The 23,241-nt window shown below is 39.8% G+C and carries 23 protein-coding genes; 6 read left to right on the top strand and 17 right to left on the bottom strand.

Going from position 1 to position 23,241, the window contains the following annotated elements:
- Positions 1 to 25 precede the first annotated feature (25 nt).
- From ABVM49_RS07985 to ABVM49_RS07975, 3 genes are all read left to right on the top strand, one after another.
- Entirely contained in the window at positions 26 to 511 is a 486-nt protein-coding gene (locus tag ABVM49_RS07985; protein ID WP_405201426.1) for a MepB family protein, read from the top strand.
- Between the two features lie 75 nt (positions 512 to 586).
- Positions 587 to 1,150, top strand: coding sequence for a TetR/AcrR family transcriptional regulator (locus ABVM49_RS07980; RefSeq protein ID WP_405201425.1), 564 nt, complete (start codon positions 587 to 589; stop codon positions 1,148 to 1,150).
- 70 nt (positions 1,151 to 1,220) lie between these two features.
- A complete protein-coding gene (locus ABVM49_RS07975; RefSeq protein WP_405201424.1) occupies positions 1,221 to 1,778 on the top strand; it encodes a carboxymuconolactone decarboxylase family protein in 558 nt (185 codons plus the stop codon).
- Positions 1,779 to 1,928: 150 nt separating this feature from the next.
- On the opposite strand, the gene asnB is transcribed toward ABVM49_RS07975, so the two are convergent.
- Entirely contained in the window at positions 1,929 to 3,599 is a 1,671-nt protein-coding gene (asnB, locus tag ABVM49_RS07970) for an asparagine synthase B (protein ID WP_405201423.1), read from the bottom strand.
- A 252-nt stretch (positions 3,600 to 3,851) separates the two neighbouring features.
- Between asnB and ABVM49_RS07965 the strand changes: the two genes are divergently transcribed.
- Positions 3,852 to 4,388: a DUF2911 domain-containing protein gene (locus ABVM49_RS07965; protein WP_405201422.1), complete on the top strand. Its 537-nt coding sequence runs from the start codon at positions 3,852 to 3,854 to the stop codon at positions 4,386 to 4,388.
- Positions 4,389 to 4,547: 159 nt separating this feature from the next.
- Here the strand turns inward: ABVM49_RS07965 and ABVM49_RS07960 are convergent, their stop codons facing one another.
- The 13 genes from ABVM49_RS07960 to ABVM49_RS07900 all read right to left on the bottom strand — a co-directional run bounded on the left by ABVM49_RS07960 (position 4,548) and on the right by ABVM49_RS07900 (position 16,938).
- Entirely contained in the window at positions 4,548 to 5,078 is a 531-nt protein-coding gene (locus ABVM49_RS07960) for a hypothetical protein (RefSeq protein ID WP_375253434.1), read from the bottom strand.
- A 5-nt stretch (positions 5,079 to 5,083) separates the two neighbouring features.
- Positions 5,084 to 6,343, bottom strand: a complete 1,260-nt coding sequence (locus ABVM49_RS07955) for an asparagine synthetase B (protein ID WP_405203665.1) — start codon at positions 6,341 to 6,343, stop codon at positions 5,084 to 5,086.
- Positions 6,344 to 6,499: 156 nt separating this feature from the next.
- Positions 6,500 to 8,056, bottom strand: coding sequence for a replicative DNA helicase (gene dnaB / locus ABVM49_RS07950; RefSeq protein WP_021778311.1), 1,557 nt, complete (start codon positions 8,054 to 8,056; stop codon positions 6,500 to 6,502).
- A 167-nt stretch (positions 8,057 to 8,223) separates the two neighbouring features.
- Entirely contained in the window at positions 8,224 to 9,177 is a 954-nt protein-coding gene (locus tag ABVM49_RS07945) for an acetyl-CoA carboxylase carboxyltransferase subunit alpha (RefSeq protein ID WP_021778310.1), read from the bottom strand.
- A gap of 80 nt (positions 9,178 to 9,257) precedes the next feature.
- Complete coding sequence (locus ABVM49_RS07940) at positions 9,258 to 10,163, bottom strand: DMT family transporter (RefSeq protein WP_405201421.1); 906 nt, start codon at positions 10,161 to 10,163, stop codon at positions 9,258 to 9,260.
- On the bottom strand, positions 10,150 to 11,226 hold the full coding sequence (locus ABVM49_RS07935) for an LptF/LptG family permease (RefSeq protein WP_021778308.1): 1,077 nt from the start codon (positions 11,224 to 11,226) through the stop codon (positions 10,150 to 10,152). The genes ABVM49_RS07940 and ABVM49_RS07935 overlap by 14 nt, the downstream gene beginning before the upstream one ends.
- Positions 11,227 to 12,357: a tRNA guanosine(34) transglycosylase Tgt gene (tgt, locus tag ABVM49_RS07930; protein WP_021778307.1), complete on the bottom strand. Its 1,131-nt coding sequence runs from the start codon at positions 12,355 to 12,357 to the stop codon at positions 11,227 to 11,229.
- Between the two features lie 75 nt (positions 12,358 to 12,432).
- Positions 12,433 to 13,668 carry an Nramp family divalent metal transporter gene (locus ABVM49_RS07925; RefSeq protein ID WP_405201420.1) on the bottom strand — a complete coding sequence of 412 codons (1,236 nt, stop codon included), beginning with the start codon at positions 13,666 to 13,668 and terminating at the stop codon, positions 12,433 to 12,435.
- Positions 13,665 to 14,234 (bottom strand): RNA polymerase sigma factor, encoded by a 570-nt coding sequence (locus tag ABVM49_RS07920; protein WP_405201419.1) that lies wholly within the window; start codon positions 14,232 to 14,234, stop codon positions 13,665 to 13,667. The genes ABVM49_RS07925 and ABVM49_RS07920 overlap by 4 nt, the downstream gene beginning before the upstream one ends.
- Positions 14,225 to 15,340, bottom strand: coding sequence for a glycosyltransferase (locus tag ABVM49_RS07915; RefSeq protein ID WP_405201418.1), 1,116 nt, complete (start codon positions 15,338 to 15,340; stop codon positions 14,225 to 14,227). Before ABVM49_RS07915 ends, ABVM49_RS07920 begins: the two co-directional genes overlap by 10 nt.
- A 12-nt stretch (positions 15,341 to 15,352) precedes the next feature.
- A complete protein-coding gene (locus tag ABVM49_RS07910; protein WP_021778303.1) occupies positions 15,353 to 15,550 on the bottom strand; it encodes a hypothetical protein in 198 nt (65 codons plus the stop codon).
- Between the two features lie 75 nt (positions 15,551 to 15,625).
- Entirely contained in the window at positions 15,626 to 16,387 is a 762-nt protein-coding gene (locus ABVM49_RS07905; RefSeq protein ID WP_405201417.1) for an anti-sigma factor domain-containing protein, read from the bottom strand.
- Positions 16,384 to 16,938, bottom strand: coding sequence for an RNA polymerase sigma factor (locus tag ABVM49_RS07900; protein ID WP_021778301.1), 555 nt, complete (start codon positions 16,936 to 16,938; stop codon positions 16,384 to 16,386). Before ABVM49_RS07900 ends, ABVM49_RS07905 begins: the two co-directional genes overlap by 4 nt.
- Before the next feature lie 123 nt (positions 16,939 to 17,061).
- Between ABVM49_RS07900 and ABVM49_RS07895 the strand changes: the two genes are divergently transcribed.
- Complete coding sequence (locus ABVM49_RS07895; protein WP_405201416.1) at positions 17,062 to 17,574, top strand: fasciclin domain-containing protein; 513 nt, start codon at positions 17,062 to 17,064, stop codon at positions 17,572 to 17,574.
- A 65-nt stretch (positions 17,575 to 17,639) separates the two neighbouring features.
- Here ABVM49_RS07895 and murB read toward each other — a convergent pair whose 3' ends face one another.
- From murB to ABVM49_RS07880, 3 genes are all read right to left on the bottom strand, one after another.
- Positions 17,640 to 18,659, bottom strand: a complete 1,020-nt coding sequence (murB, locus tag ABVM49_RS07890) for a UDP-N-acetylmuramate dehydrogenase (RefSeq protein WP_405201415.1) — start codon at positions 18,657 to 18,659, stop codon at positions 17,640 to 17,642.
- Positions 18,659 to 19,849 (bottom strand): pyridoxal phosphate-dependent aminotransferase, encoded by a 1,191-nt coding sequence (locus ABVM49_RS07885; protein WP_405201414.1) that lies wholly within the window; start codon positions 19,847 to 19,849, stop codon positions 18,659 to 18,661. Before ABVM49_RS07885 ends, murB begins: the two co-directional genes overlap by 1 nt.
- Positions 19,850 to 19,983: 134 nt before the next feature.
- Positions 19,984 to 20,370 (bottom strand): DUF1573 domain-containing protein, encoded by a 387-nt coding sequence (locus ABVM49_RS07880; RefSeq protein WP_405201413.1) that lies wholly within the window; start codon positions 20,368 to 20,370, stop codon positions 19,984 to 19,986.
- Between the two features lie 180 nt (positions 20,371 to 20,550).
- Between ABVM49_RS07880 and ABVM49_RS07875 the strand changes: the two genes are divergently transcribed.
- Positions 20,551 to 23,184, top strand: coding sequence for a valine--tRNA ligase (locus tag ABVM49_RS07875; protein WP_405201412.1), 2,634 nt, complete (start codon positions 20,551 to 20,553; stop codon positions 23,182 to 23,184).
- Positions 23,185 to 23,241 lie beyond the last annotated feature (57 nt).

Genomic DNA, 23,241 nt, shown 5'->3' with positions numbered 1-23,241 from the left:
AAAACAGCTGCAAGCTAACTCATAAATGCATCCATCGCTCTGCACACTTATAGACGTGTTTTTTGATCCACATCATCTGGAGCTGTCTAAGTATACAGAAGATCCAGAGAGCAAAGCATATGAGGGCTGTAGCTTTATAGTCGGTCAAAAAACCATCATCTACAGAAAAGCCAAACAGACGCCAAAAAAAGTAGGGCAGTTTGTGACCTCTTGGAAAAGAGCGGGCATAGCACCTATTGCACCTTTTCACATAGATGACCTCTTTGATTATTACATCATCTATGCAAGCAACGAGACCGAGGCGGGCGTATTTGTTTTTACAAAAGACCGCTTGCAAGACAAGACGATAGTAAGCACAGCTCACAAAGAAGGAAAGCGCGGTTTTCGAGTCTATCCTCCCTGGGATGTACCTACGAGCAAGCAAGCCATAGCCACACAAAAGTGGCAAGTACCGCATTTTTACAAACTAGATAATGCTAGTGATCTTAACAAACTAGCACACCTCTTCTAGCCACCATACACTAAATAAACGTTAAAAACTTGGCAATAACTAACCAAGTGGTTAGTTTTGTATCGTATTACAAATATGGCAAGAAAAAAAGCATATAGAGAAGACCTGGTGATCGAGAAAGCGATGAACCTTTTTTGGCGTAACGGCTATGAGGGTACCTCTATGCAAATGCTTGAAAAGGAAATGGGGATTAATAAATTTTCTATTTACTCAAGCTTTGGCAGTAAGAACGGTGTTTTTTTAGAGAGCATTGCTTGTTATAAAAAGAAACTGTACACGCTAGTAAATGAGCTCAAGGCAACACAAAAAGGCGTAGCAGGTATAAAGGAATACTTTTACAACTTTATAGCTTTTACCAGAGAGACCGAGTACGGTAAAGGATGCCTAGTGACAAATACGGCAAATGAGATAGGCCCAGATGCAGACCAAGGTATTAAAGATGCACTAGCGAGTTTTACCGGTGAGATTAAAGCCACATTTGCAAGCATCATAGCACAAGATGGCAATAAGACGTCGCAAGAGATTACAGCCCAGGCAGATTACTTGCTTATCGCAATGTTTGGACTCTCATCTGCCACAAGGATGTTTACACAAGAGCAATTATCACATTATATAGAAAACATATTTAAAAACCAGTAACGGTTTTTTTTAACCTAAAACTAAACGATTGTTTAGATATAATTAACAATAACTAGAAAAAAGAAAAATTATGACTACTTTAAAAATTCACGACATTGACTCTGCACCACAAGAAAGTAAGCCTTTACTTGAGGGATCTCTTAAAGCTTTTGGAATGGTACCAGGCCTACACGGCGTACTAGCTGAGTCACCTCAACTACTAGAAGCTTACCAGACACTTCACAAATTATTTGGTGAGTCTTCTTTTGATAATGATGAGCTTACCGTGGTATGGCAAACTATTAATGTAGAGCACGAGTGTCACTACTGTGTACCGGCACACACAGGGATTGCACATATGATGAAGGTAGACGCTGCCATCACAGATGCCCTACGCAACAAGACTACCTTACCGTCTGAGAAGCTTGAGGCACTACGTAACTTCACACTTACAGTAACTCGTAACCGTGGTAATGTAACTCAAGAAGATCTTGACACATTTTATGCTGCAGGATATGGTGAGAGACAAGTGCTAGATATCATTTTGGGTCTTTCTCAAAAGGTGATAAGTAACTACACAAACCACATCGCAAATACGCCAGTAGATGAGCCTTTCCAAAAATTTGCTTGGAAAGCCGAGACCGTATAAATACCCTCTCCCCCACTTAATGATTACAAAGCCTTAGTCCCTACTAAGGCTTTTTTATTTTTTGGGTATGAGTCCGCTTTCGCGAAAGCGTAAAAAAAACCCACTCATTACAAGTGGGTTCTTTACAATTAAACTAATAAAACAAAAGTCTTAATAGGCATCATCGTGCACAAAGGCTACTGCCCTACCCGATGGATCGTTCATATTTTTAAATGCCTCATCCCACTCTAGTGCGATAGGTGTACTACACGCCACACTAGGTACAGATGGTACACAAAGCGCTGCAGCATCACTTGGGAAGTGCTCTTCAAAAATACTGCGGTAGTAAAACTCTTCTTTGTTTTGTGGTGTATGCGTTGGGAAGCGGTGGTGTGCGTTTTCCATTTGGGTAGCACTTACTGCTTGATCTACCACATCCTTAAGTGTGTCTATCCACGAGTAGCCTACACCGTCAGAAAATTGTTCTTTCTGTCTCCAGGCTACACTTTCTGGAAGGTATTTTTCAAACGCCTTACGTAAGATCCACTTTTCCATACTGCGGCGTTCTTTGGTAATCATTTTATCTACTGGGTTGAGGCGCATTGCCACATCCATAAATTCTTTATCTAAAAAGGGTACACGTCCTTCTATACCCCAGGCAGCAAGTGACTTGTTTGCTCTTAAGCAATCATACATATGCAACTTGTCTAGCTTGCGTACGGTCTCCTCGTGAAAATCTTTTGCCGTAGGCGCTTTGTGAAAGTATAAGTACCCACCAAAAATCTCATCTGCACCCTCACCAGAGAGTACCATTTTTACTCCCATAGACTTGATGACTCTTGCCATAAGGTACATAGGAGTGCTAGCTCTTATGGTAGTGATATCATAGGTCTCTAGGTGATAGATCACATCTTTTATGGCATCTAGTCCTTCTTGTATCGTAAACTCTATAGGGTGATGTACAGTGCCTATATGGTCTGCCACTACTTGAGCAGCAGCAAGGTCGGGGGACCCCTTGAGCCCTATACTAAAAGAGTGTAACTGTGGCCACCACGCTCCGGTTTTATCTCCAGACTCTATACGCTTCTCAGAGTAGAGCTTTGCCACGGCACTAGTAATAGAGGAGTCTAAACCTCCAGAGAGTAATACCCCATAAGGTACATCACTCATAAGCTGGCGTTTTACAGAGGCTGCAAGTGCATCGTGTAACTCTTCTATACTAGACTCGTTATCTTTTACATTATCATACTCCATCCAGTCACGGGTGTACCAGCGTGTAAGCTCTCCCGTTGTACTAGAATAATAGTGTCCCGGGGGAAATAATTCTATTTTTGAACAAACACCTTCTAGTGCCTTAAGCTCTGAGGCTACATAAAAAGTACCGTGTTGGTCCCATCCCATATATAAAGGGATGATACCCATATGATCACGAGCTACGAAGTACTCATCTTTTTCTACATCATAGAGTGCAAACCCAAAAATACCGTTGAGCATATCACAAAAATCGTGACCGTACTCTTTATAAAGCGCGAGTATAATCTCACAGTCTGATGCTGTTTGAAACTCATAGTCACCCGTAAGTTGCTCACGCAGCTCTTTGTGATTGTATATCTCCCCATTTGCCGCAAGCACAAGGCTTTTATCTTTTGAAAACAAAGGCTGCTTTCCAGAAGCGGGATCTACTATAGAGAGACGCTCGTGAGTCATTATCGCATTCTCATTATTAAAAACTCCATTCCAATCCGGTCCTCTATGACGAATTTTTTTAGACATTTCTAATAATTGGGGGCGTAAATCTTCGGCTTTCTCCTTTAGATCAAAGGCGCATACAATTCCACACATAATACTTGTTTTATTTGTTATTGATAAGTCAAAGATGCACTTACACTTTCATTAATAAAACACAAATATCATTTATGGTTACAAATTATAACTATATATGATATTAGTATGCAAATGTATAGGTATACGCTTTCGCGAAAGCGTACTTTAAAAACATTTTGAAAGTTTTAATAAATATTGCCGACCTACATCTTAACTTTACACTATAACCCAAGGCCTTATAAGCCTCATTAACTCAAAAATTAATTAACTATGAAAAATGTACTTATGACTGCGATGGTTGCTCTTGCCTTTGTTGCAGGACCATCACTTAATGCTCAAGATTTTAAAGTAGACAAGAGTCCTATGGACCAAGCGGCTTTCCCTACAAGTTATAAAGAAGCAAATAAAGATATTAAAGTAACTTACAGTAGACCGCAACTTAAAGGACGTGAGCTTTCTAAACTTGCTCCAGAAGGAAAAGTATGGAGACTAGGTGCAAATGAAGCTGTAGAGGTGACATTATATAAAGATATGAAACTAGGTACGACACCGGTAAAAGCTGGAACGTACACAATGTATGCAATGCCTAATGGTAATGAGTGGACGGTAATCTTAAGCTCAGACCTTAATGTATGGGGATCTTACTTTTATAAACCAGAAAATGACGTAGCACGTATCACTGTACCAGTTACTATGGAAGATGAGTCTATAGAGTATTTTGGTATGGAGTTTACTCCAGAAGATAAAGGTGCTCACTTACATATGGCGTGGGGTAATGCGCGCGTAGAAGTACCGTTTTACAACTAAAAACAGGCTTTAGGCTTTAGGCTTTAGGCTTTAGGCTTTAGGCTTTAGGCTTTAGGCTTTAGGCTTTAGGCTTTAGGCTTTAGGCTAAGAAACAGAAAACTGGATTCTCAAAAATGAGAATCCAGTTTTTTTTATGTGTTAGAATGAGTATTTAGTTTTCTATTCTTCAAAGTTGCCATCGAGCCATCTGGCTACTCTAAGCTCCCATTGTACTTCTTTCATATGATCTATAGAGTGGTTAGACTCTTTATCAAATAACTTTTGGGTAGCAATGCGCTCTTGTTCTACTTCTTGGTAAATGGCTTTTATTTCTTCTAGGCCATTTTCTGTAAAATTATAGGCAGCAATGCGTGCCTGGAGTTTACGAGCATAGACTTCTGTAATATCAAAATGTGTTTGCTCGTGTGCGAGCAGGTGTTTTGTTTTTTCTTTATGTCGCACCCACGAGTATTCTGGATAAAAATGTGCGGTTACTGTAATGCTATTTTTATCTAAAAAGCCTTGACCATTTGAGGCATACCCCTGACTCATACCCGTACTAGAACTAGCTGCCCAGCCATCTAGCGTACCCGGTGATCCTTTAAAATCTGACCACTGCAACGCACGTGTCTCACTCCAAGCAAATCGCTCTGGAGCATCTGCAGTGGCCATAAGTGCCACTGCACAAAGTATGTAGACTAGGCGTAACAATGTAATCAGGTTTTTTGTTTTTTCTTACGAGCCGCAGGAAACAATACATTATTAAGTATAAGACGATACCCAGGTGAGTTAGGATGAAGCTCAAGCTCTGTTTTTGGGTCTCCCACGCGGTGACGGTAATCTTCTGGGTCGTGCCCTCCATAAAATGTAAAGAAGCCCTTACCTTTTATACCGTGTATGTAACGTGCCTCACCATTAGTAAGATTTTCGCCCATCACGAGCACATTAGATTTTATAACCTCTGAGTCATAACTCGTAGTTTGCCCCATAAATCCTTTTACTAGTGCCGTATGGTTCTGGCATAACATTGTAGGGATAGGGTCCCACTTTGCGCTATAATCTTTGAGCGTAAAATAATCTGTACTAAAAGGAATCTTACGTTTACGAGTCATATCTATAGATGAGAACTCATACATAGTAGGCGATCGCTCTAGGGTGAAATTCTTAAACGCAAAGGTCTTTTTAAAATCAATCTTTGAGCTATAACTAGGGTCACTAGGATCTCCGTCAAACATAGGTTCACAAATATCTACACCCTCTGCAGCCAGTGCAATATCAAAACTATCTGTCGCGCTACACATTGCAAACATAAAACCACCGCCCACTACGTAGTCACGTATTTTTAAAGCAACATCTCGCTTCTCTTCAGACACTTTGCTATACCCTAGCTCGGCAGCCAGTGCTTCGGCGGCTTTCTTTTCTTCTATGTACCAAGGTGCTGCTCTGTAGGCTCCATAAAATTTTCCAAACTGGCCTGTAAAATCCTCGTGATGCAGGTGTAACCAGTCGTATAATATAAGTTGGTCGCTTAGCACCTCTTTATCATATATAGTCGTATAAGGAATCTCTGCATAAGTAAGTACCATTGTCACGGCATCATCCCACGGCACTTTACTATCTGGCGTGTAAACGGCAATTTTTGGTGCTTTTTCTAATACGACAGCCTCCATATTTTGCGATGGGCTCGCAATCTCTGTAAGAATCTTTTCGGTCTGACTATCTGAGAGTACCTCATAAGAGACACCACGTATGGTGCACTCACGGCGCACCTCCTCTGTGTCTGGTAATAAAAATGACCCACCACGATAGTTGAGTAACCATTTTACCTTCTGGCTTTTATTAAGTGACCAGTAGGTAATCCCGTAGGCTTTGAGGTGTTCCTTTTGTGCCTCTACATCCATAGGTATGAGGATGTATGACGCTTTCGCGAAAGCAAAATTCAATATCAAAAAGGAGAGTATAAAGAGTTTTTTCATCATCAATTTTATAACGTGAAATTTACGGATTTGTTATGACAAGCAGCGTGCCAAAAGACATCCTAAACAAGATGAACTCTAGATTGTGGATTGTTATAAAAACAAAAAGCCTCGGTAGCGATACTATTGAGGCTTTTTCTGTAATTACATTATGTTCTAAAATGGAACTCCATCATCTTCTTCTTCACTAGGTAGTCCTGGTGCTGGGCCGCCAAAGGCGTCATCTGCACTAGGTAATGCATTAGGGTTAAAGGTATCATCATTTGCAGCGGCGTTCATACTACTTGCAAACTCATACGGTGTTGTAAAGTCGTCTAGGTTATCAAATTTACCTAGGTGGCCTATAAACTTAAGACGGATGTTATCTAGACCCCCGTTACGGTGTTTAGCCACGATAAACTCTCCTTGACCTTCAGTCGGGCTGCGCTCCTCATCATCCCACTCCTCTATCTTATAATATTCTGGACGGTAAATAAATGATACAATATCTGCATCCTGCTCGATCGCTCCAGATTCACGCAGGTCAGACAGTAGTGGTCGTTTACTACCACCACGCGTCTCTACCGCACGCGATAGCTGCGATAGTGCGATTACAGGTACACTAAGTTCTTTTGCAAGTGCCTTAAGGTTACGAGAAATCATCGAGATCTCCTGCTCACGGTTACCACCGCCTTTATTTGCAGATCCTCCCGTCATAAGCTGGAGGTAATCTATCATTATGATTTTTATACCAAACTGCGATGCTAGACGTCGCGCCTTTGCTCGTAAGTCAAAAATAGAGAGCGACGGAGTATCATCTATAAATAGTGGTGCTTTCTCAAGGCTCTTTACCTTTACGTTAAGCTGTTCCCACTCGTGTTTTTCTAGTTTACCAGTACGTAACTTCTCAGAAGAGAGCCCCGTCTCAGACGAGATCAAACGTGTGATGAGCTGTACAGAAGACATCTCCAGGGAGAAGAAGGCTACAGGCACATTCTGATCTACCGCCATATTACGAGCCATCGTAAGGGTCATAGCCGTTTTACCCATACCTGGACGAGCCGCCACAATAATTAAATCTGATGGTTGCCATCCTGAGGTAAGCTCATCTACCTTATGAAAACCAGTAGGTATACCCGAGAGCCCCTCTTGGTTTGCTATTTCTTCAATTTTCTTTTTGGCTTGTATTACGAGACTCTGCGCACTTTCTGAACTACGCTTTACATTACCCTGTGTTACCTCGTATAACTTGGTTTCGGCAGTGTCTAGTAGGTCAAAAACATCTGTGGTCTCATCATATGCTTCTTCTATAATCTCATTTGAGATTTTAATAAGTGATCGCTGTATAAACTTCTGTAAGATGATACGTGCGTGATACTCAATGTGTGCAGAAGAGGCTACTTTTTGAGTAAGTTGTATAAGGTAATAATCACCTCCAGCCGCTTCCAGCTTTGCCATTTTCTTGAGCTGCTCAGAAACGGTTAATAAGTCTACTGGCTGCCCTTCTTCAAAGAGTACGCGTATCGCCTCAAAGATGTGTTTATGCTGTTCTTTATAAAAAACCTCTGGTGATAAGATGTCTATTACCTCATCTACACCCTTCTTATCAATCATAAGCGCACCTAGCACAACTACCTCAAGATCAAGTGCTTGTGGCGGTATTTTACCTTTTTCAAGGCTAATTACCTGACCCTTAGAAGTATTATATGCTGGTTTTGGCTTGGTTTGTTCCATAGCTACGAATGTAAAAAAATAGTTATGCGAGTTACGCTTTCGCGAAAGCGTAGTACTCACAGGTCATTAACAATGCAACTGTTAATAACTTGAAAATATTGTTAATAAGGGTAAAAAAATCCGCACTTACAAAGTGCGGATTATGGCATCAAGTGAAAAAGGTCTTGTTAGCCCTTGAAGACTCCCATTTGAGAATACTTTTCCATACGCTGATCTACTAATTCTGTTGGTGATAAGTTCTTAAATTCATCAAACGCTTTCAGAATTGAATCTTTTACTGTAAGGAAAGTCTCAGGACGATTTGCGTGAGCACCACCTAGTGGTTCTTTTACGATCTCGTCTATGATTTTTTGCTTTTTCATATCTTTTGCAGTAAGCTTAAGCGCCTCTGCAGCCTGCTCCTTAAACTCCCAGCTTCTCCATAATATAGAAGAACAAGACTCTGGTGATATTACAGAGTACCACGTGTTTTCTAGCATTAATACTTTATCTCCTACACCTATACCTAAGGCTCCACCACTGGCTCCCTCACCTATAATCACAACGATGATAGGCACTTTAAGGCGTGTCATCTCTAAGATGTTACGAGCAATTGCTTCTCCTTGACCACGCTCTTCGGCTTCAAGACCTGGGTATGCTCCTGGAGTGTCTATAATAGATACTACAGGTACTCCAAATTTTTCGGCGCTTTTCATAAGGCGTAATGCCTTGCGGTATCCTTCTGGGTTTGCCATACCAAAGTTACGGTACTGGCGTGTTTTTGTATTATAACCTTTTTGCTGCCCTATAAACATAAACGACTGGTCGTCTATTTTACCTAAGCCACCTATCATCGCCTTATCATCTTTTACATTGCGATCTCCGTGTAGCTCTAAGAAAGTATCTCCACAGATGGCGTTTATGTAATCTAATGTATAAGGACGGTTAGGGTGTCTAGACAACTGGACACGTTGCCAGGCTGTAAGATTTTTATAAATATCTTTTTTGGTAGCAGCTAGTTTTTTCTCTATTTGCTTGCAAGTCTGGGTTACATCAACATCGCTTTCTTGCCCTATTAAGGCACATTTCTCCAGTTGTTCTTCAAGCTCTTTAATGGGTAATTCGAAATCTAAATATTCCATCTTCAGGGTTTTATGGTGCTATACAGCACTATATATTCGGTTAGGATTAGTCTACAAATATAATGGTTTTCTTAAGAGACTCAAGCCTCTTTAACAGCCTTGAATTTTTTAGTGTTTTTTAAGATACCATTTGCGATTACCACGGCCAGTATAACTATGGCTCCATAGTAAAACTCTGTACTCATTTGCTCTGCATCTCCCAGCACTATAAAGGCTAGTAAGATACCATAAACAGGCTCTAGGTTTATAGTAAGCATTATAGTGTATGGACTCAAATGCTTCATCACAGCTACGGCAGCTATAAAGGCATAAGCCGTACATACAGAGGCTAGTATGCCTATGTAGACCCAGTCCATCGTAGGGAGATTAAAAAACTCCATAGAAAAAAAAGTAGCTGGCTGTGCTATGACAAAATATAAAGTGATGCAAGCTGTACCTATAAGCAACTCATAAAATGAGATCTTAGTAGGATTATGATTTGCAATAAACTTCCCATTTATCAAGGTAAATACAGCAGATAAAAAAGCAGACAGTAAGGCTAGTAATATCCCTGTACGATATGCCGTCTCTACCTCAAAAATCATATATAAAGCAGCTATTACAATTCCTCCAAAGAGAAGCTCATACCAGATTAATTTTCGTTTATAAAAAATAGGTTCAAGCAAGGCTGTAAAGAAGGCCCCAGTACTCATCATAGCCAGTGTTATAGATACATTAGATGCCTTTATCGCTCCAAAAAAGGTAAGCCAGTGTATGGCAATGACCAGACCTGCAATAGCGAAACCCAGTAACGCTTTTCGCGAAAGCGCAAGAGAGATACCACGTACTTTTATATAGATAAATATAAATAAACTGGCGAGCCCCATTCTAAACCATACAAGCGGTACTGCATCTATGGTGATAAGCGCGCCAAGTACGGCCGTAAAGCCCCAGATAAAAACTATAAGATGAAAATGTAAATAGGCTTTGAGTCTATCGTTTTGCATTTTGGAGGAGGTATGCTGCAAGTATTGCAAATAGAATATTAGGCGTCCAGACTGCTACCAGCGGCGGGAAGTCTGACTGCTCTGCTAGAGTACCGAAAACTTTATCAAAAAATATAAATACAAAGGCTAACACAATACCAAAAGCGAGGTTGATACCCATACCTCCACGACGCTTCATTGCACTTACGGCTACTGCTATAATTGTGAGTATGTATGCGGCTACAGGTAGACTGTAACGTTTTTGTAACGTTACCTCATAACGACTTATGTATGAAGACCCTCTTGCCTTCTCCTTTGCTATAAATTCTCTAAGCTCTGGTGTGTTAAGTGTTTCTGCTATGTACTCTACTGGGGTTAGATCATCAATATCAAACGCAAAGGTGGTGTCTATTTTTGCTTGTTTTATAAGAACATCTCCATCTTCTCCTATAATGCGTTTTTTAAAACCATAGAGTGTATAGGTCGTATCTTCTTCATTAAATCTTATTTGAGTCGCACTCATCTTATAGGTCATTTTATTACCTTCAAAATGCTCCCAAGTAAAATTACGACCACGTTTTGTGCGCGGGTTAAAGCTACTCGCGTAGATATAATCACCAGCATCTATCTGCCTATAGACGTCTCTAGTGTCTCTATCATTTTTTTTCTTTTTGAGATACTCAAAGATAAACTCATTGTAGCCCTTATTTGCTCGCGGTGCTAGGTAGGTTCCCATTACAAAAGCTCCTGCACACACTACTGTGGCACCTATAAGATAAGGACGTAAGAAGCGTGTAAAAGACACCCCACTACTCAAAAAGGCTATCACCTCAGTATTGTTTGCCAGCTTAGAGGTAAACCATATCACCGAGAGAAATAAGAACAAAGGAAATAACAGATTTGCAAAGTAGATTGTAAAATTAAGGTAGTACAAGGCTACTTCTCCAAAGGGTACCTCGTTTGCCAGAATTTTATCAATCTTTTCTGCAAGGTTTACAATAATCCCTATAGGTATAAATAGTACAAGCATCGTGACAAATGTCCCGATGTAGCGCTTTACGATATACCAATCTAATATTTTCAATTATAAACGATTATCCATTTGTTTAACCATTTTCTCTTTCCAAGTTGAGAAATCTCCAGCTAAAATATGCTTTCTTGCCTCACGCACGAGCCACATATAAAATCCTAGATTATGTATAGTAGCAATTTGCATACCTAATAACTCGTGACACTTAAACAAGTGACGTAAATAAGCCTTACTATACTCTGTATCTACCCAAGTAATACCCATCTCATCTATAGGAGAAAAATCGTCTTCCCACTTGAGATTTTTAATATTGATACTACCGTGAGCGGTAAATAACATACCGTTACGTGCATTACGGGTAGGCATCACACAATCAAACATATCTACACCTAACGCAATATTCTCTAAAATATTTATAGGTGTACCCACCCCCATAAGGTATCTAGGTTTTTCTTCTGGTAAGATGGCTGTTACGACCTCTGTCATACCATACATCTCCTCTGCTGGCTCTCCTACAGATAGACCACCGATGGCATTTCCAAAAGCACCAGCATTTGCAATATACTCTGCAGACTGTGCACGTAAATCTTTATACGTACTTCCTTGTACTATAGGGAAGAGTGCTTGCTCGTGACCATATAATGCAGGGATCTTATTAAAATGATTAATACAACGATCTAGCCATCTATGAGTCATATGCATAGAGCGTTTTGCATACCTATAATCACAAGGATATGGTGTACACTCATCAAAGGCCATCATAATATCTGCCCCTATCTGGCGCTGTATTTCCATCACATTTTCTGGAGTAAAAAGGTGCATAGACCCATCTACGTGTGACTTAAAACGTACTCCTTCTTCCTTAATCTTACGTCTATTAGAAAGCGAATATACTTGATACCCTCCACTATCTGTAAGGATAGGGCGATCCCAGTTCATAAATTTATGTAATCCTCCTGCGCGCTGTAAGATATCCATTTTAGGGCGTAGGTAAAGGTGATAGGTATTACCAAGTATAATATCTGGATTTATATCTTCTCTCAACTCGCGCTGGTGCACCCCTTTTACCGAAGCAACGGTACCAACAGGCATAAAAATAGGTGTCTCAATAACACCGTGATCTGTAGTAAGTTTTCCCGCTCTCGCTTTTGAAGCAGGATCTGTAGTAAGTAAGTCAAATTGCATAAGGCGCAAAGATAGTTTTAAACGAGTAAATACACGCACTTGAGCAATAGTTAAAATGGCAAGTTATGCCAGTGACTAAAACAGCGTAATGACGTACCAAATACTAAAACCCACTAAGGCTATAATACTCACAATACTCAACACCCGCATACCTAAAGATAATCTATACGCCTCCGGAATCTCTTTATCTCTAAAAGCAAGGTAATTACAAATTGCATAAAACGGGGCCGTGAGAAAAGAAAGAATTGTAGCCAGCTTTACTAAGACCCCCATCTCACTAATTAAGAAAAACAAGATAACGCAAGTACCCAATATCAGTACAAATAGCCAGAAAAGATACCCTTTCTTTTTAAACCCAATACCGAGCAATCTAGTGGTTGCTTCTAGCGCTCTAGGCGATGCATCTAGCGTAGTAAGTGTGGTGCTAAACATAGTTGTAAAGGCCGCTATGCCTATAAGTACGGTTGCCCAAGCACCTAGACTTGCCGTGTACATATTAATAAGCTGGCCGGCAAAAACGCCTCCTTTTGATGAAAATGTCTCACCACTACCATACATCACAAGAGCTCCCAGCGTCATAAAACAAACACCCAGCACCACAGCACCTGCATACCCTACATTAAAATCAAAAATAGAATTACGCACTGCTTCCTCACCTTTATCTCTTTTTTCAAGTGTCCATAGCGAGTGCCATATTGAGATATCCAGCGGTGCCGGCATCCAACCCATAAAGGCGATTAAAAAAGCAATTGCCGCACCATCTGTGGGAAGTAGTTGGATTAAATCTGTCGTGGTACCAGTACCTTGATTTGTTACGCTTTCGCGAAAAGCGAAAAAAACCGCAAACAGTGTACTTATAGTTAGTGTAATGATGATAACCTTCATTAGTTTATCCAAGATTCTATACTTCCCTATTGCTAAAATAGCAGCACATAATAGCGTAATTGCTACACTCCAAACCGCAATATCATTAGAAATACCAAATAACTGGACCGCTATACCAGCCGTGACAATCGTTACAGCCGTCTGTATGGTAAACATTGTGCCTAGGGTTAAAAAAAAATATACCCACAACACTGGTTTACCGAGCTTATAATATCCGTCAAGCAAACTTTTACCAGTAACAGATGCATAACGAGGCCCCATCTGAAAAAAAGGATACTTAATGATATTAACTAAAAAAAGAGCCCATAGTAGGCCAAAACCAAAATCTGCACCTGCCCTTGTGCTTTGCACAAGGTGAGATACACCTATGGCCGCACCAGCAAAGAGTAAACCGGGGCCCAGCTTTTTAAAAGGAATAGCTTTCAATGACCTGTTTTTTTTATAATATCTGCCAGTAGCCTCCTTGCACGTAGTAGTTTTACTTTTACATTACTCATAGGTTCGTCTAGATACTCTGCCATTTCTTTATAACTCATCTCTTGAAAATACCGTAAATTAATCATCTCTTGATAATGAGGCTTGAGCATCTTCACAAAATTTAAAAGTTGTGCTAGGTTTTGCTCTTTAATGAGCACATCTTCTGGCGAGGGATTAAGGTCTGCAACTTTGTAAACCCGTTCTTGGTCACTATCAGAAATTCTAGAGCGTATAGAGGACTCTTTCTTTCGAAGAATATCAATTTGAATATTTTTAGAAATAGCAATGAGCCAAGTAGCAAATTTATATTCCTCCTTAAAAGTATCTATTTTTGAAAACGCTTTTGAAAATGTCTGTATGGTAATATCCTCTGCATCATACGCATTTCTTGTACGCTTGAGCTGGAAGCCGTACACTTCACTCCAGAAGGAGTTGAGCAAGAAGTTAAAAGCACTTTGCTCCCCAGCTTTTGCTCTTTTAATTTCAAGTTGAATTTTTTCTGGAGTTACTTCCACTTAGTGGGCTTTGAGATAAGGTTGCTTATAAAGATACTTAATTGCACGCATACAAGTACCATCTCAAATATAGGATAAAAATAAGCCACGTCTTTCTCTCGTAGTTTACTAGCACTAAAACCTATTGCAAGCCAGGCGACAAAGTAACGTACTCCTATTACTGCAAGAACTAACTCCCACTTGTACATTATAGCAAGTACTGCTATACCTACCATAAAAAATAACAACTGGCTCACGTAAAAAAGACCTAATAAAAATTTCTCTAGAAACTTGTAATGACTAGCCGTAGTTATGTGTCTACGCTTTTGAGTAATCCAGGCATCAAAAGAGGTTTTAGGTGTACTTATTGTAAAAGATTCTGGATGGTATTGTAGCGCTGTATTCTTTCTAGTGCTTGCTTGATTTACAAACAGATCGTCATCTCCACTTTTAATCTTCATATGGCTTATAAACCCTTTTTGCTCATAAAATATAGCTGCAGTATACGCAAGATTACGCCCTACACCCATATAAGGTCTACCGGCCTTTGCATAAGTAAAATACTGTATGGCGGTCATTAGAGTTTCAAAACGAATAAGTTTATTTATAAATGACCCCTTTATTTTTTGATATGCTCCGTACCCTAGTACGATCTCTTTTTTAGCTACAAAAGAGCCTGCCATATGCCTAAGCCACTTTGGTGAGGCAGGCACACAGTCTGCATCTGTAAATATCATATGCGCATAACTAGCGCGTTTTATGCCTAGAGTGAGCGCATATTTTTTATTACCCCAGAAGGCTTCGTTATTGACCACATTAACTTGGTGTACATTTTTATGCGCAAGAGCATAGGCCTCCATTACCTCTTCTGTATCGTCACTTGAGGCGTCGTTTATGAGTATAATTTCAAATTCTGGATAGTCTTGTTCAAGAATGAACGAGACATTCTTTTGTAAATTTTGCGACTCGTTTTTTGCGCAAATAATAACAGAAACTGGTGGTAATGATTTATTTGGTTTTTGAGACGCTTTCGCGAAAGCGAACAACCAGTAGAAAACATAAAAAGCCACGTTTACAAACGTGACTCCTATTAAAGTATAAAATAGTGCGGGATAAAAATGTTCCAATAGCTGAAAGGCTTACTTATCTCCAGAACAATCACCCATTTCTTCGGGCATTTTACCACACATACCGCAAGGCTCTCCACTCTTATTAAGAAATGGACTCTGGCTGGCACACGTACCTGCAAACTTACCGTCTTTTTTTGCCCAGATTTTTATCGCAATGCCTGCTACCGATAGTGCTAGAAGGACTAATGTTATCAAGAGTAATTCCATTACAAATATTTTCTACAAAGATACAGAAACCTTGTAGCACCTAAAAGTTTTTTACGGGATAGGTATTTACTGTTCTTAGTCAAACTTAATGGTAGCAACCTCATTTGCCTTAGTAGCTTCTTTACTACCTCCCTTAGGCTCTATCGTGACATTTATACTTGCCATACGCTCCTCATAAGGTATTTCTACAAGGTTATCTTTTGTTACTTTTAAGATATCTAACGGCACAAGTTTACCATCTACAGAGGCCCACATCTGGTACACCTGCTCATCTGGAAGCTCTGGTAGTGTATTTACGTGTACATAAGATCTTTTTTCTAGTTCATTAATATAAGCTACAGCCTCTAGTCTATTTGCTCTATTATTACCCTTGAGAATATATTTTTGAGTTGCAGTGTTATTAAGTATCATAAACTGCTCCTCTACAGATTGTAACATTTGCCTGTTTGAAACAATGTCATCATTAAGATTTTCTAGCAAGTTTGAAGTAAACTTTCTGTCTTCTAGAAGTTCTTGATTTTGATTATAAATCATTATTGCGACAAGTCCAAAAAGAGTTGCTATAGTACAAGCTGCAATAGCCAGAAGTGGCAACGCACGTTTAGGCTTTGCCTTAGTTTGTTTTAAAATCTTTGCACGTACATCTTTAGGCACATCTACAGCATAAGATGCTGCATAGTTTTCTAAATTTTCTTGCAACTCATTATAAGTAGTTTTTACCTCAGGAAACTTTGCTACAAAGTACTCAACCTCTTGAGACTCCATAGGTGAAGTTGTACCCATAAGGTAACGCTCCAACAAATCGCTTTCTAAAAATTGTGACACTCTATCACTCATAACACACTTATCATCAAAAATAAAACTCCAAATAATTTACGCAGTTCCCTCAAGCCTATTTTTAATCTTGACTTTACGGTTCCCAGCGGGATGTTTAACTCATCACTTGCTTCTTGCTGAGTCATACCCTGAAAAAACAGCGCATCTATCACCACACGATACTTATCTTCTAGCCCATCTGTATGCTCTTGCAAATCCATATGCTCTATAGCCAGTGATGTAGACTGTAAATGATATACGTTAGAATCGTCTGTTTGGACTTCTTTATTCATTTTTCTTTTACGACTACGTACTTTATCTATAGCCGTGTTTTGAACCACCCTAAAAAGCCACGTAAATAGACGCGCTTTATCTGCATCATATTTATGGGCATTTTTCCAGATTTTTACAAAAGATTCTTGAAGTACATCTTGTGCAAGCTCCTCATCGTGTGTCACTTTTATAGCCACTCCATAGAGCGCAGGCGCATAATGGTCATATAATAACCCTATGGCTCGCTCGTCTCCAGTTTTAAGAAGATCTACAATATGCTTCTCAACAAATGTCTTCAAATAGCGTAGTTTTTATGAATTAACGAAAATTTAGCAATACACTTTCATCCAATGGGCAAAGTTAGTACGTACATCTAACATAGAAAAAGATTCTATCATAAACTCACCAAGCCTCACTTTAGTATGCAAATCACAAAAAATCTCTCGCTACTTATAATCATCTTATTATCAACCACTAGCTATGCACAGTCTGACATAATAGACCTTACCGTCACCTCAAAAGACCACACAACACTCGTAACCGCCATAAAAGCGGCAGGGCTCGTGACAACACTTAAAGAAGATGGACCATACACCATATTTGCCCCTACAAATGAGGCCTTTGATAAACTACCTCCAAAACAACTGGCAAACCTTCTCAACCCAGAAAACAAAGCAACGCTCGCATCTATTCTGTCATATCACGTAATAGCTGGATTATTAACCGAAACAGAAATAATAAATAAAATAAAATTAGAAAATGGCAGTTTTACATTACAGACAGTAAATGGCCAGCAGCTCGTGGCTACTCTAAAGGATAATAGTATCGTAATCACAGATACAGCGGGTAACACTTCGCTTCTCACTAAGACCAGTATCAATGGAAAAAACGGCATCATACACGTGGTAGATACAGTGCTAACACCTAGCAACTAAAATTTAGTTTAGTTGGAGGCCTCACGCGAGTGGGGCTTTTTTTTACGCTTTCGCGAAAGCGCAATCTATATCACATTCACCTCTGGAACAATCTTTATCCCAAACTTCTCCTCTACTGCCGCTTGTACTTTCATCGCTACTTCCCACACTTCTTGACCCGTAGCATTACCGTGATTTACGAGTACTAGGGCCTGCCTATCGTGTATACCAGCATCGCCAAAACGTTTCCCCTTAAAGCCTGCTTGCTCGATAAGCCACCCAGCGGGCACCTTGATTTGCTCATTGCCTATGGGATAAAAAGGGATTTCTGTATGCACTTTTCTAAGTTGAGTAAACTGCGCTTGTGAGATCACTGGATTCTTAAAGAAAGACCCGCTATTCCCTATTTTCTTAGGATCTGGAAGTTTAGACTGTCTGATGGCTATAACAGCATCTGACACGTCTTTTAATGTAGGCGCTGTGATTTCCTTTGCTTTAAGCGTGTCAAAAATAGCACCGTAGTCTGTATTTATATTATGATTACTCTTTGTGAGTTTAAAGGTGACCGAGGTAATGACATAGGCATCCTTAAGCTCATTTTTAAATACGGAATCACGATAGCCAAAAGCACAATCTTCTAGCGTAAACACCCTCACCTCTTGAGTGTCTCTATGCACAGCCTCACACTCATAAAAAGTATCTTTAAGCTCTACACCGTAGGCACCTATATTTTGCACTGGTGATGTACCTACATTACCTGGAATAAGCGATAGGTTTTCTACACCTCCCAGGTTATGCGCTACACAATAGAGTACAAACTCGTGCCAGTTTTCGCCACCAGCAACTTTAAGAAGCACTTCATTTTTTGAAAACGAATCATCAATAAGTGATATACCTTTAATATCGAGATGTATCACAAGTCTATTTACATCTTGTGTGAGTAACATATTACTCCCTCCGCCTATAACAAAAGGATTAGGATATCTAGCGTCTCCCAGCAACTCTTGCAATTGCTGTACAGAAGAAACGCTCGCAAAAAAGCGAGCGTTTACATCTATACCAAAGGTATTGTATGCCTTAAGCGATACGTTTTCTTGTACTGTCATTAATTTTGGTATTGTTCTAAAGCAGCTTTAAGAATCGTAACTGCTTCTTTAAGATAGTTTTCTTCTAGCACATAAGCAATTCTCACTTGATTAAGACCTACATTATCACTACTATAAAAGCCTGCCGCTGGTGCAACCATAATGGTTTTTCCATCTAGATCATAAGACTCAAGTAACCACTGTGCAAAGGCATCTGCATTTTTTATAGGTAACTCTGCAATACAGTAAAAGGCACCTTTAGGCTTTGCTACTTTTACTCCTGGTATTGCTTCTAGTCCTGCTACAAGTGTATTTCTTCTTGACACATACTCTTCTATTACATCGTCAAAGTATGATTGAGGTGTGTCTAATGCCGCCTCAGATGCTATTTGTGCAAATGTAGGAGGACTTAAACGTGCTTGTGCAAACTTCATCGCTGTGCTCATAAGTTCTTTATTGCGACTTACTATACACCCTATACGAGCGCCACACATTGAGAAACGTTTTGATACAGAGTCTATCATAATAGTATGAGCATCTATATCACGCTGCTTCATCACTGAGTGATGCTTGTGACCGTCGTAAGCAAACTCGCGATATACCTCATCTGCAATGAGGAATAGGTCGTGCTTCTTTACAAGCTCTGCAAGCTGGCGTATCTCATCTTCTGAGTATAAATATCCAGTAGGGTTACCCGGGTTACAGATAACGATAGCCTTTGTTTTATCTGAGATTAACTTCTCAAAGTCTGATATAGGAGGCAAAGCAAATCCCTCTTCTAGTGTAGATATTACAGGAACAACCCTAACACCACTCGCCGTTGCAAAACCGTTGTAGTTTGCATAAAAAGGCTCTGGTATTATAATCTCATCTCCTGGGTCTGTAACAGACCCCATTGCAAATAATAAGGCTTCAGATCCTCCTGTAGATATGATAATATCTTCTGGCCAGACATCTATACCGTGGTTGCTATAATAGCTAGCTAGCTTATCTCTATAAGACTGAAATCCTGCACTGTGACTATATGCTAAAACTTCAAGGTCATTATTCTTTACAGCATCTAGCGCTACTTGTGGCGTCTTGATATCTGGCTGGCCGATGTTAAGTTGGTGAATTTTAATTCCTCTAACCTTTGCTCCTTCTGCAAAAGGTACGAGTTTACGTATAGGCGATTGAGGCATTGCGAGCCCCTTCTTTGATATTGCTGGCATTGAATATTTTTTTATACAAAAATGAGGAAATTATTGTGGTTTTTAAAACTAGAAGGTGGGTATTTTGCTTTCGCGAAAGCGCATAAAAAAAGACCGTTATAAAACGGTCTTTAGTTGCTTTGTATAAAGTAATGTTACTCTCCAGCTTCTGGCTTTACTGTTCCTTTAATCTTTAAACTGTAAGGCACTTCAGAGGCATTAGAATATACCGTTATGGTTTTTCTAATAGGCCCAGGGCGCTTTGTGTCATACTTTACTTCTATCTCACCTTTTTCACCTGGCTGGATAGGGTTTTCTGGTTTTTTTGGGATTGTACAACCGCAAGTAGAATATACTCTTGCTACGATAAGTACGTCATCTCCTGTATTTGTAAATGTAAATTTACGTACACCGTCACCACCATATTCTACCTCGCCATAGTCTACTACGTCTGAGTCAAAAGTGATTTCAGCCTTCTTTTCTTGTGCTTGTACACTTACTGCTAGCATTGTAGCAACAAATAAAAACATTAATTTTTTCATAATTTTTAATATTTGAGGGAATCCAAATGTAGTCACAAAATACCTGCCTGCCAAAAAATGATATTAACATTAACAGGTGGCAATAACTTACATCTGCGCCAAAAATAGCACGTAGACTATATATTAATCCTACTGTTATCCCTACTTTTGCCATCTATAAGACAATAATCAGACCAAACTATGAGCATAGCGTCAAAATATGATTCTACACAGGTAGAAGATAAGTGGTACAGCTACTGGATGGAGCATAATTATTTCCATTCTACACCAGATGATAGAGAACCATACACCATTGTAATCCCACCTCCTAACGTGACAGGTGTCTTACATATGGGACATATGCTTAACAACACGATACAAGACGTATTAATACGTCGTGCAAGATTACTAGGTAAAAATGCGTGCTGGGTACCCGGTACAGACCACGCATCTATTGCTACAGAGGCAAAGGTAGTTTCCAGACTTAAAGAGCAAGGCATCAAAAAATCTGACCTTACTCGCGAGGAATTTCTTGCCCACGCCTGGAAGTGGAAAGAAGAATATGGTGGCGTTATACTTGACCAACTTAAAAAACTAGGAGCCTCTTGCGACTGGGATCGCACAGCCTTTACTATGGACCCAGCAATGTCTGAGTCTGTGATAAAAACATTTGTAGATCTTTATAATAAAGGATTAATATATCGCGGTTACCGTATGGTAAACTGGGATCCAGAAGCAAAAACCACGCTTTCTGACGAGGAGGTAATACACGAAGAGCGACAAGGCTTACTCTATTACATAAATTATAAACTAGAAGGATCTGAGGAGTTATTAACAATAGCCACTACAAGACCTGAGACTATTTTTGGCGATACAGCGATTTGTATTAACCCAAATGACGAGCGCTTCACACATCTTAAAGGGAAGAAAGCCATTGTACCTATAAGTGGTCGCGTGATTCCTATTATAGAAGATGAGTATGTAGATCTTGAGTTTGGTACAGGTTGCCTTAAGGTAACACCAGCACACGATGAGAATGATAAGATGCTGGGTGACAAGCATAAGCTAGAAGTAATAGACATCTTTAATGATGACGCTTCTCTTAACAGTTTTGGGCTTCACTATGAAGGTCAAGATCGTTTTGTAGTGCGCAAGGCTATAAAAAAAGAACTTGAAGAACTAGGTGCTCTGGTAAAGACAGAAAACCACATTAATAAAGTAGGAACATCTGAGCGTACAAAGGCAGTAATAGAGCCTAGACTATCTGACCAGTGGTTCCTTAAAATGGAAGAGCTTGTAAAGCCTGCCATAAAAGCCGTACTTGAGACAGGAGATGTAAAGTTATTTCCTAAGAAGTTTGAAAATACCTACCGTCACTGGATGGAGAACATACGTGACTGGAACATCTCTCGCCAGCTATGGTGGGGGCAGCAAATCCCTGCCTACTACTATGGAGAAGGAAAGGAAGATTTTGTAGTTGCCGAATCTATTGAGGATGCTGTTACGCTTTCGCGAAAGCGTACCGGAAACGATTCCCTCACTGCCGAAGATTTACGTCAAGACGAAGATGCTATGGACACTTGGTTCAGCTCTTGGTTATGGCCTATGAGTGTTTTTGACGGAGTGCGCAATCCAGATAACGAGGAGTTTAACTACTACTACCCTACTAATGATCTTGTAACGGGACCAGATATTTTATTCTTCTGGGTAGCGCGTATGATCATAGCGGGATATGAGTACACAGATAAAAGACCTTTCCAAAATGTTTACCTCACAGGTTTAGTACGTGACAAGCAGCGTCGCAAGATGTCTAAGTCACTAGGTAACTCACCAGATGCACTAGAACTCATTAAAGAATATGGAGCAGATGGTGTGCGCGTAGGACTATTATTAAGTAGTGCTGCCGGTAACGACCTTATGTTTGACGAAGATCTTCTTAAACAAGGAAAAGGATTTATCAAGAAAAACTTGAGCGCTTTTAGCCTCATACAGGGATGGGAGATAGACGAGACTATACCACAACCAGCACATAGCGCGCAAGGTATTGAGTGGTATACAAACCGTTTTAATCAAACACTTCTAGAGATAGAAGATCACTTCTCAAAGTACCGTATCTCAGACGCGCTTATGGCGAGTTATAAAGTGGTATGGAACGACTTCTGCGGGTGGTTACTAGAGATTATAAAACCAGCATACCAGCAACCTATAGATCGTAAGACCTACGATGCGGTAATTGCAGCTTTTGAAAATAACCTACGCATATTACACCCATTTATTCCATTTGCATCTGAAGAGATCTGGCAGACTATCGCTACACGTACTCCAGAAGAGGCTTTGATTATCAATAAATGGCCAGAAGGTGGTGCGGTAAATGAAAAAATCATTGCAGATTTTGACTACGCCTCACAAGTGATTTCAGGTATACGAACTATTAGAAAAAGTAAAAACATCGCTTTTAAAGACGCTATAGAAGTGCACGTTTTAAGCAATGAAGAAGTTTCTAGTGATTACAATAGTATCATCTCAAAACTAGGTAATGTGAGTGAGATCGCTTTCGCGAAAGCGCCACTAGACGGAGCATTGTCTTTTAGAGTAAAATCTAATGAGTACTTCATACCTCTTGCGGGAGCTATTGACGTAGAAGCCGAAGTTGCAAAAATTGAGGAAGAACTTAAATACACAAAAGGATTCTTAATGTCGGTTTCAAAAAAGCTATCTAATGAGCGCTTTGTAAGCAACGCACCAGAGAAGGTGGTCGCTATCGAAAAACAAAAGATGGCAGATGCCGAAGCAAAAATAGAAGCGCTAGAAAAACGACTGGCTAGTTTGTCTTAATATACTTACATATATCACATAAAAAAGGCGTCTAAATTAATTTTAGACGCCTTTTAT

This window comes from Dokdonia sp. LLG6352-1, assembly GCF_045055815.1.
Taxonomy (GTDB): domain Bacteria; phylum Bacteroidota; class Bacteroidia; order Flavobacteriales; family Flavobacteriaceae; genus Dokdonia; species Dokdonia donghaensis.
This window is presented reverse-complemented; position numbering and strand designations above follow the sequence as displayed.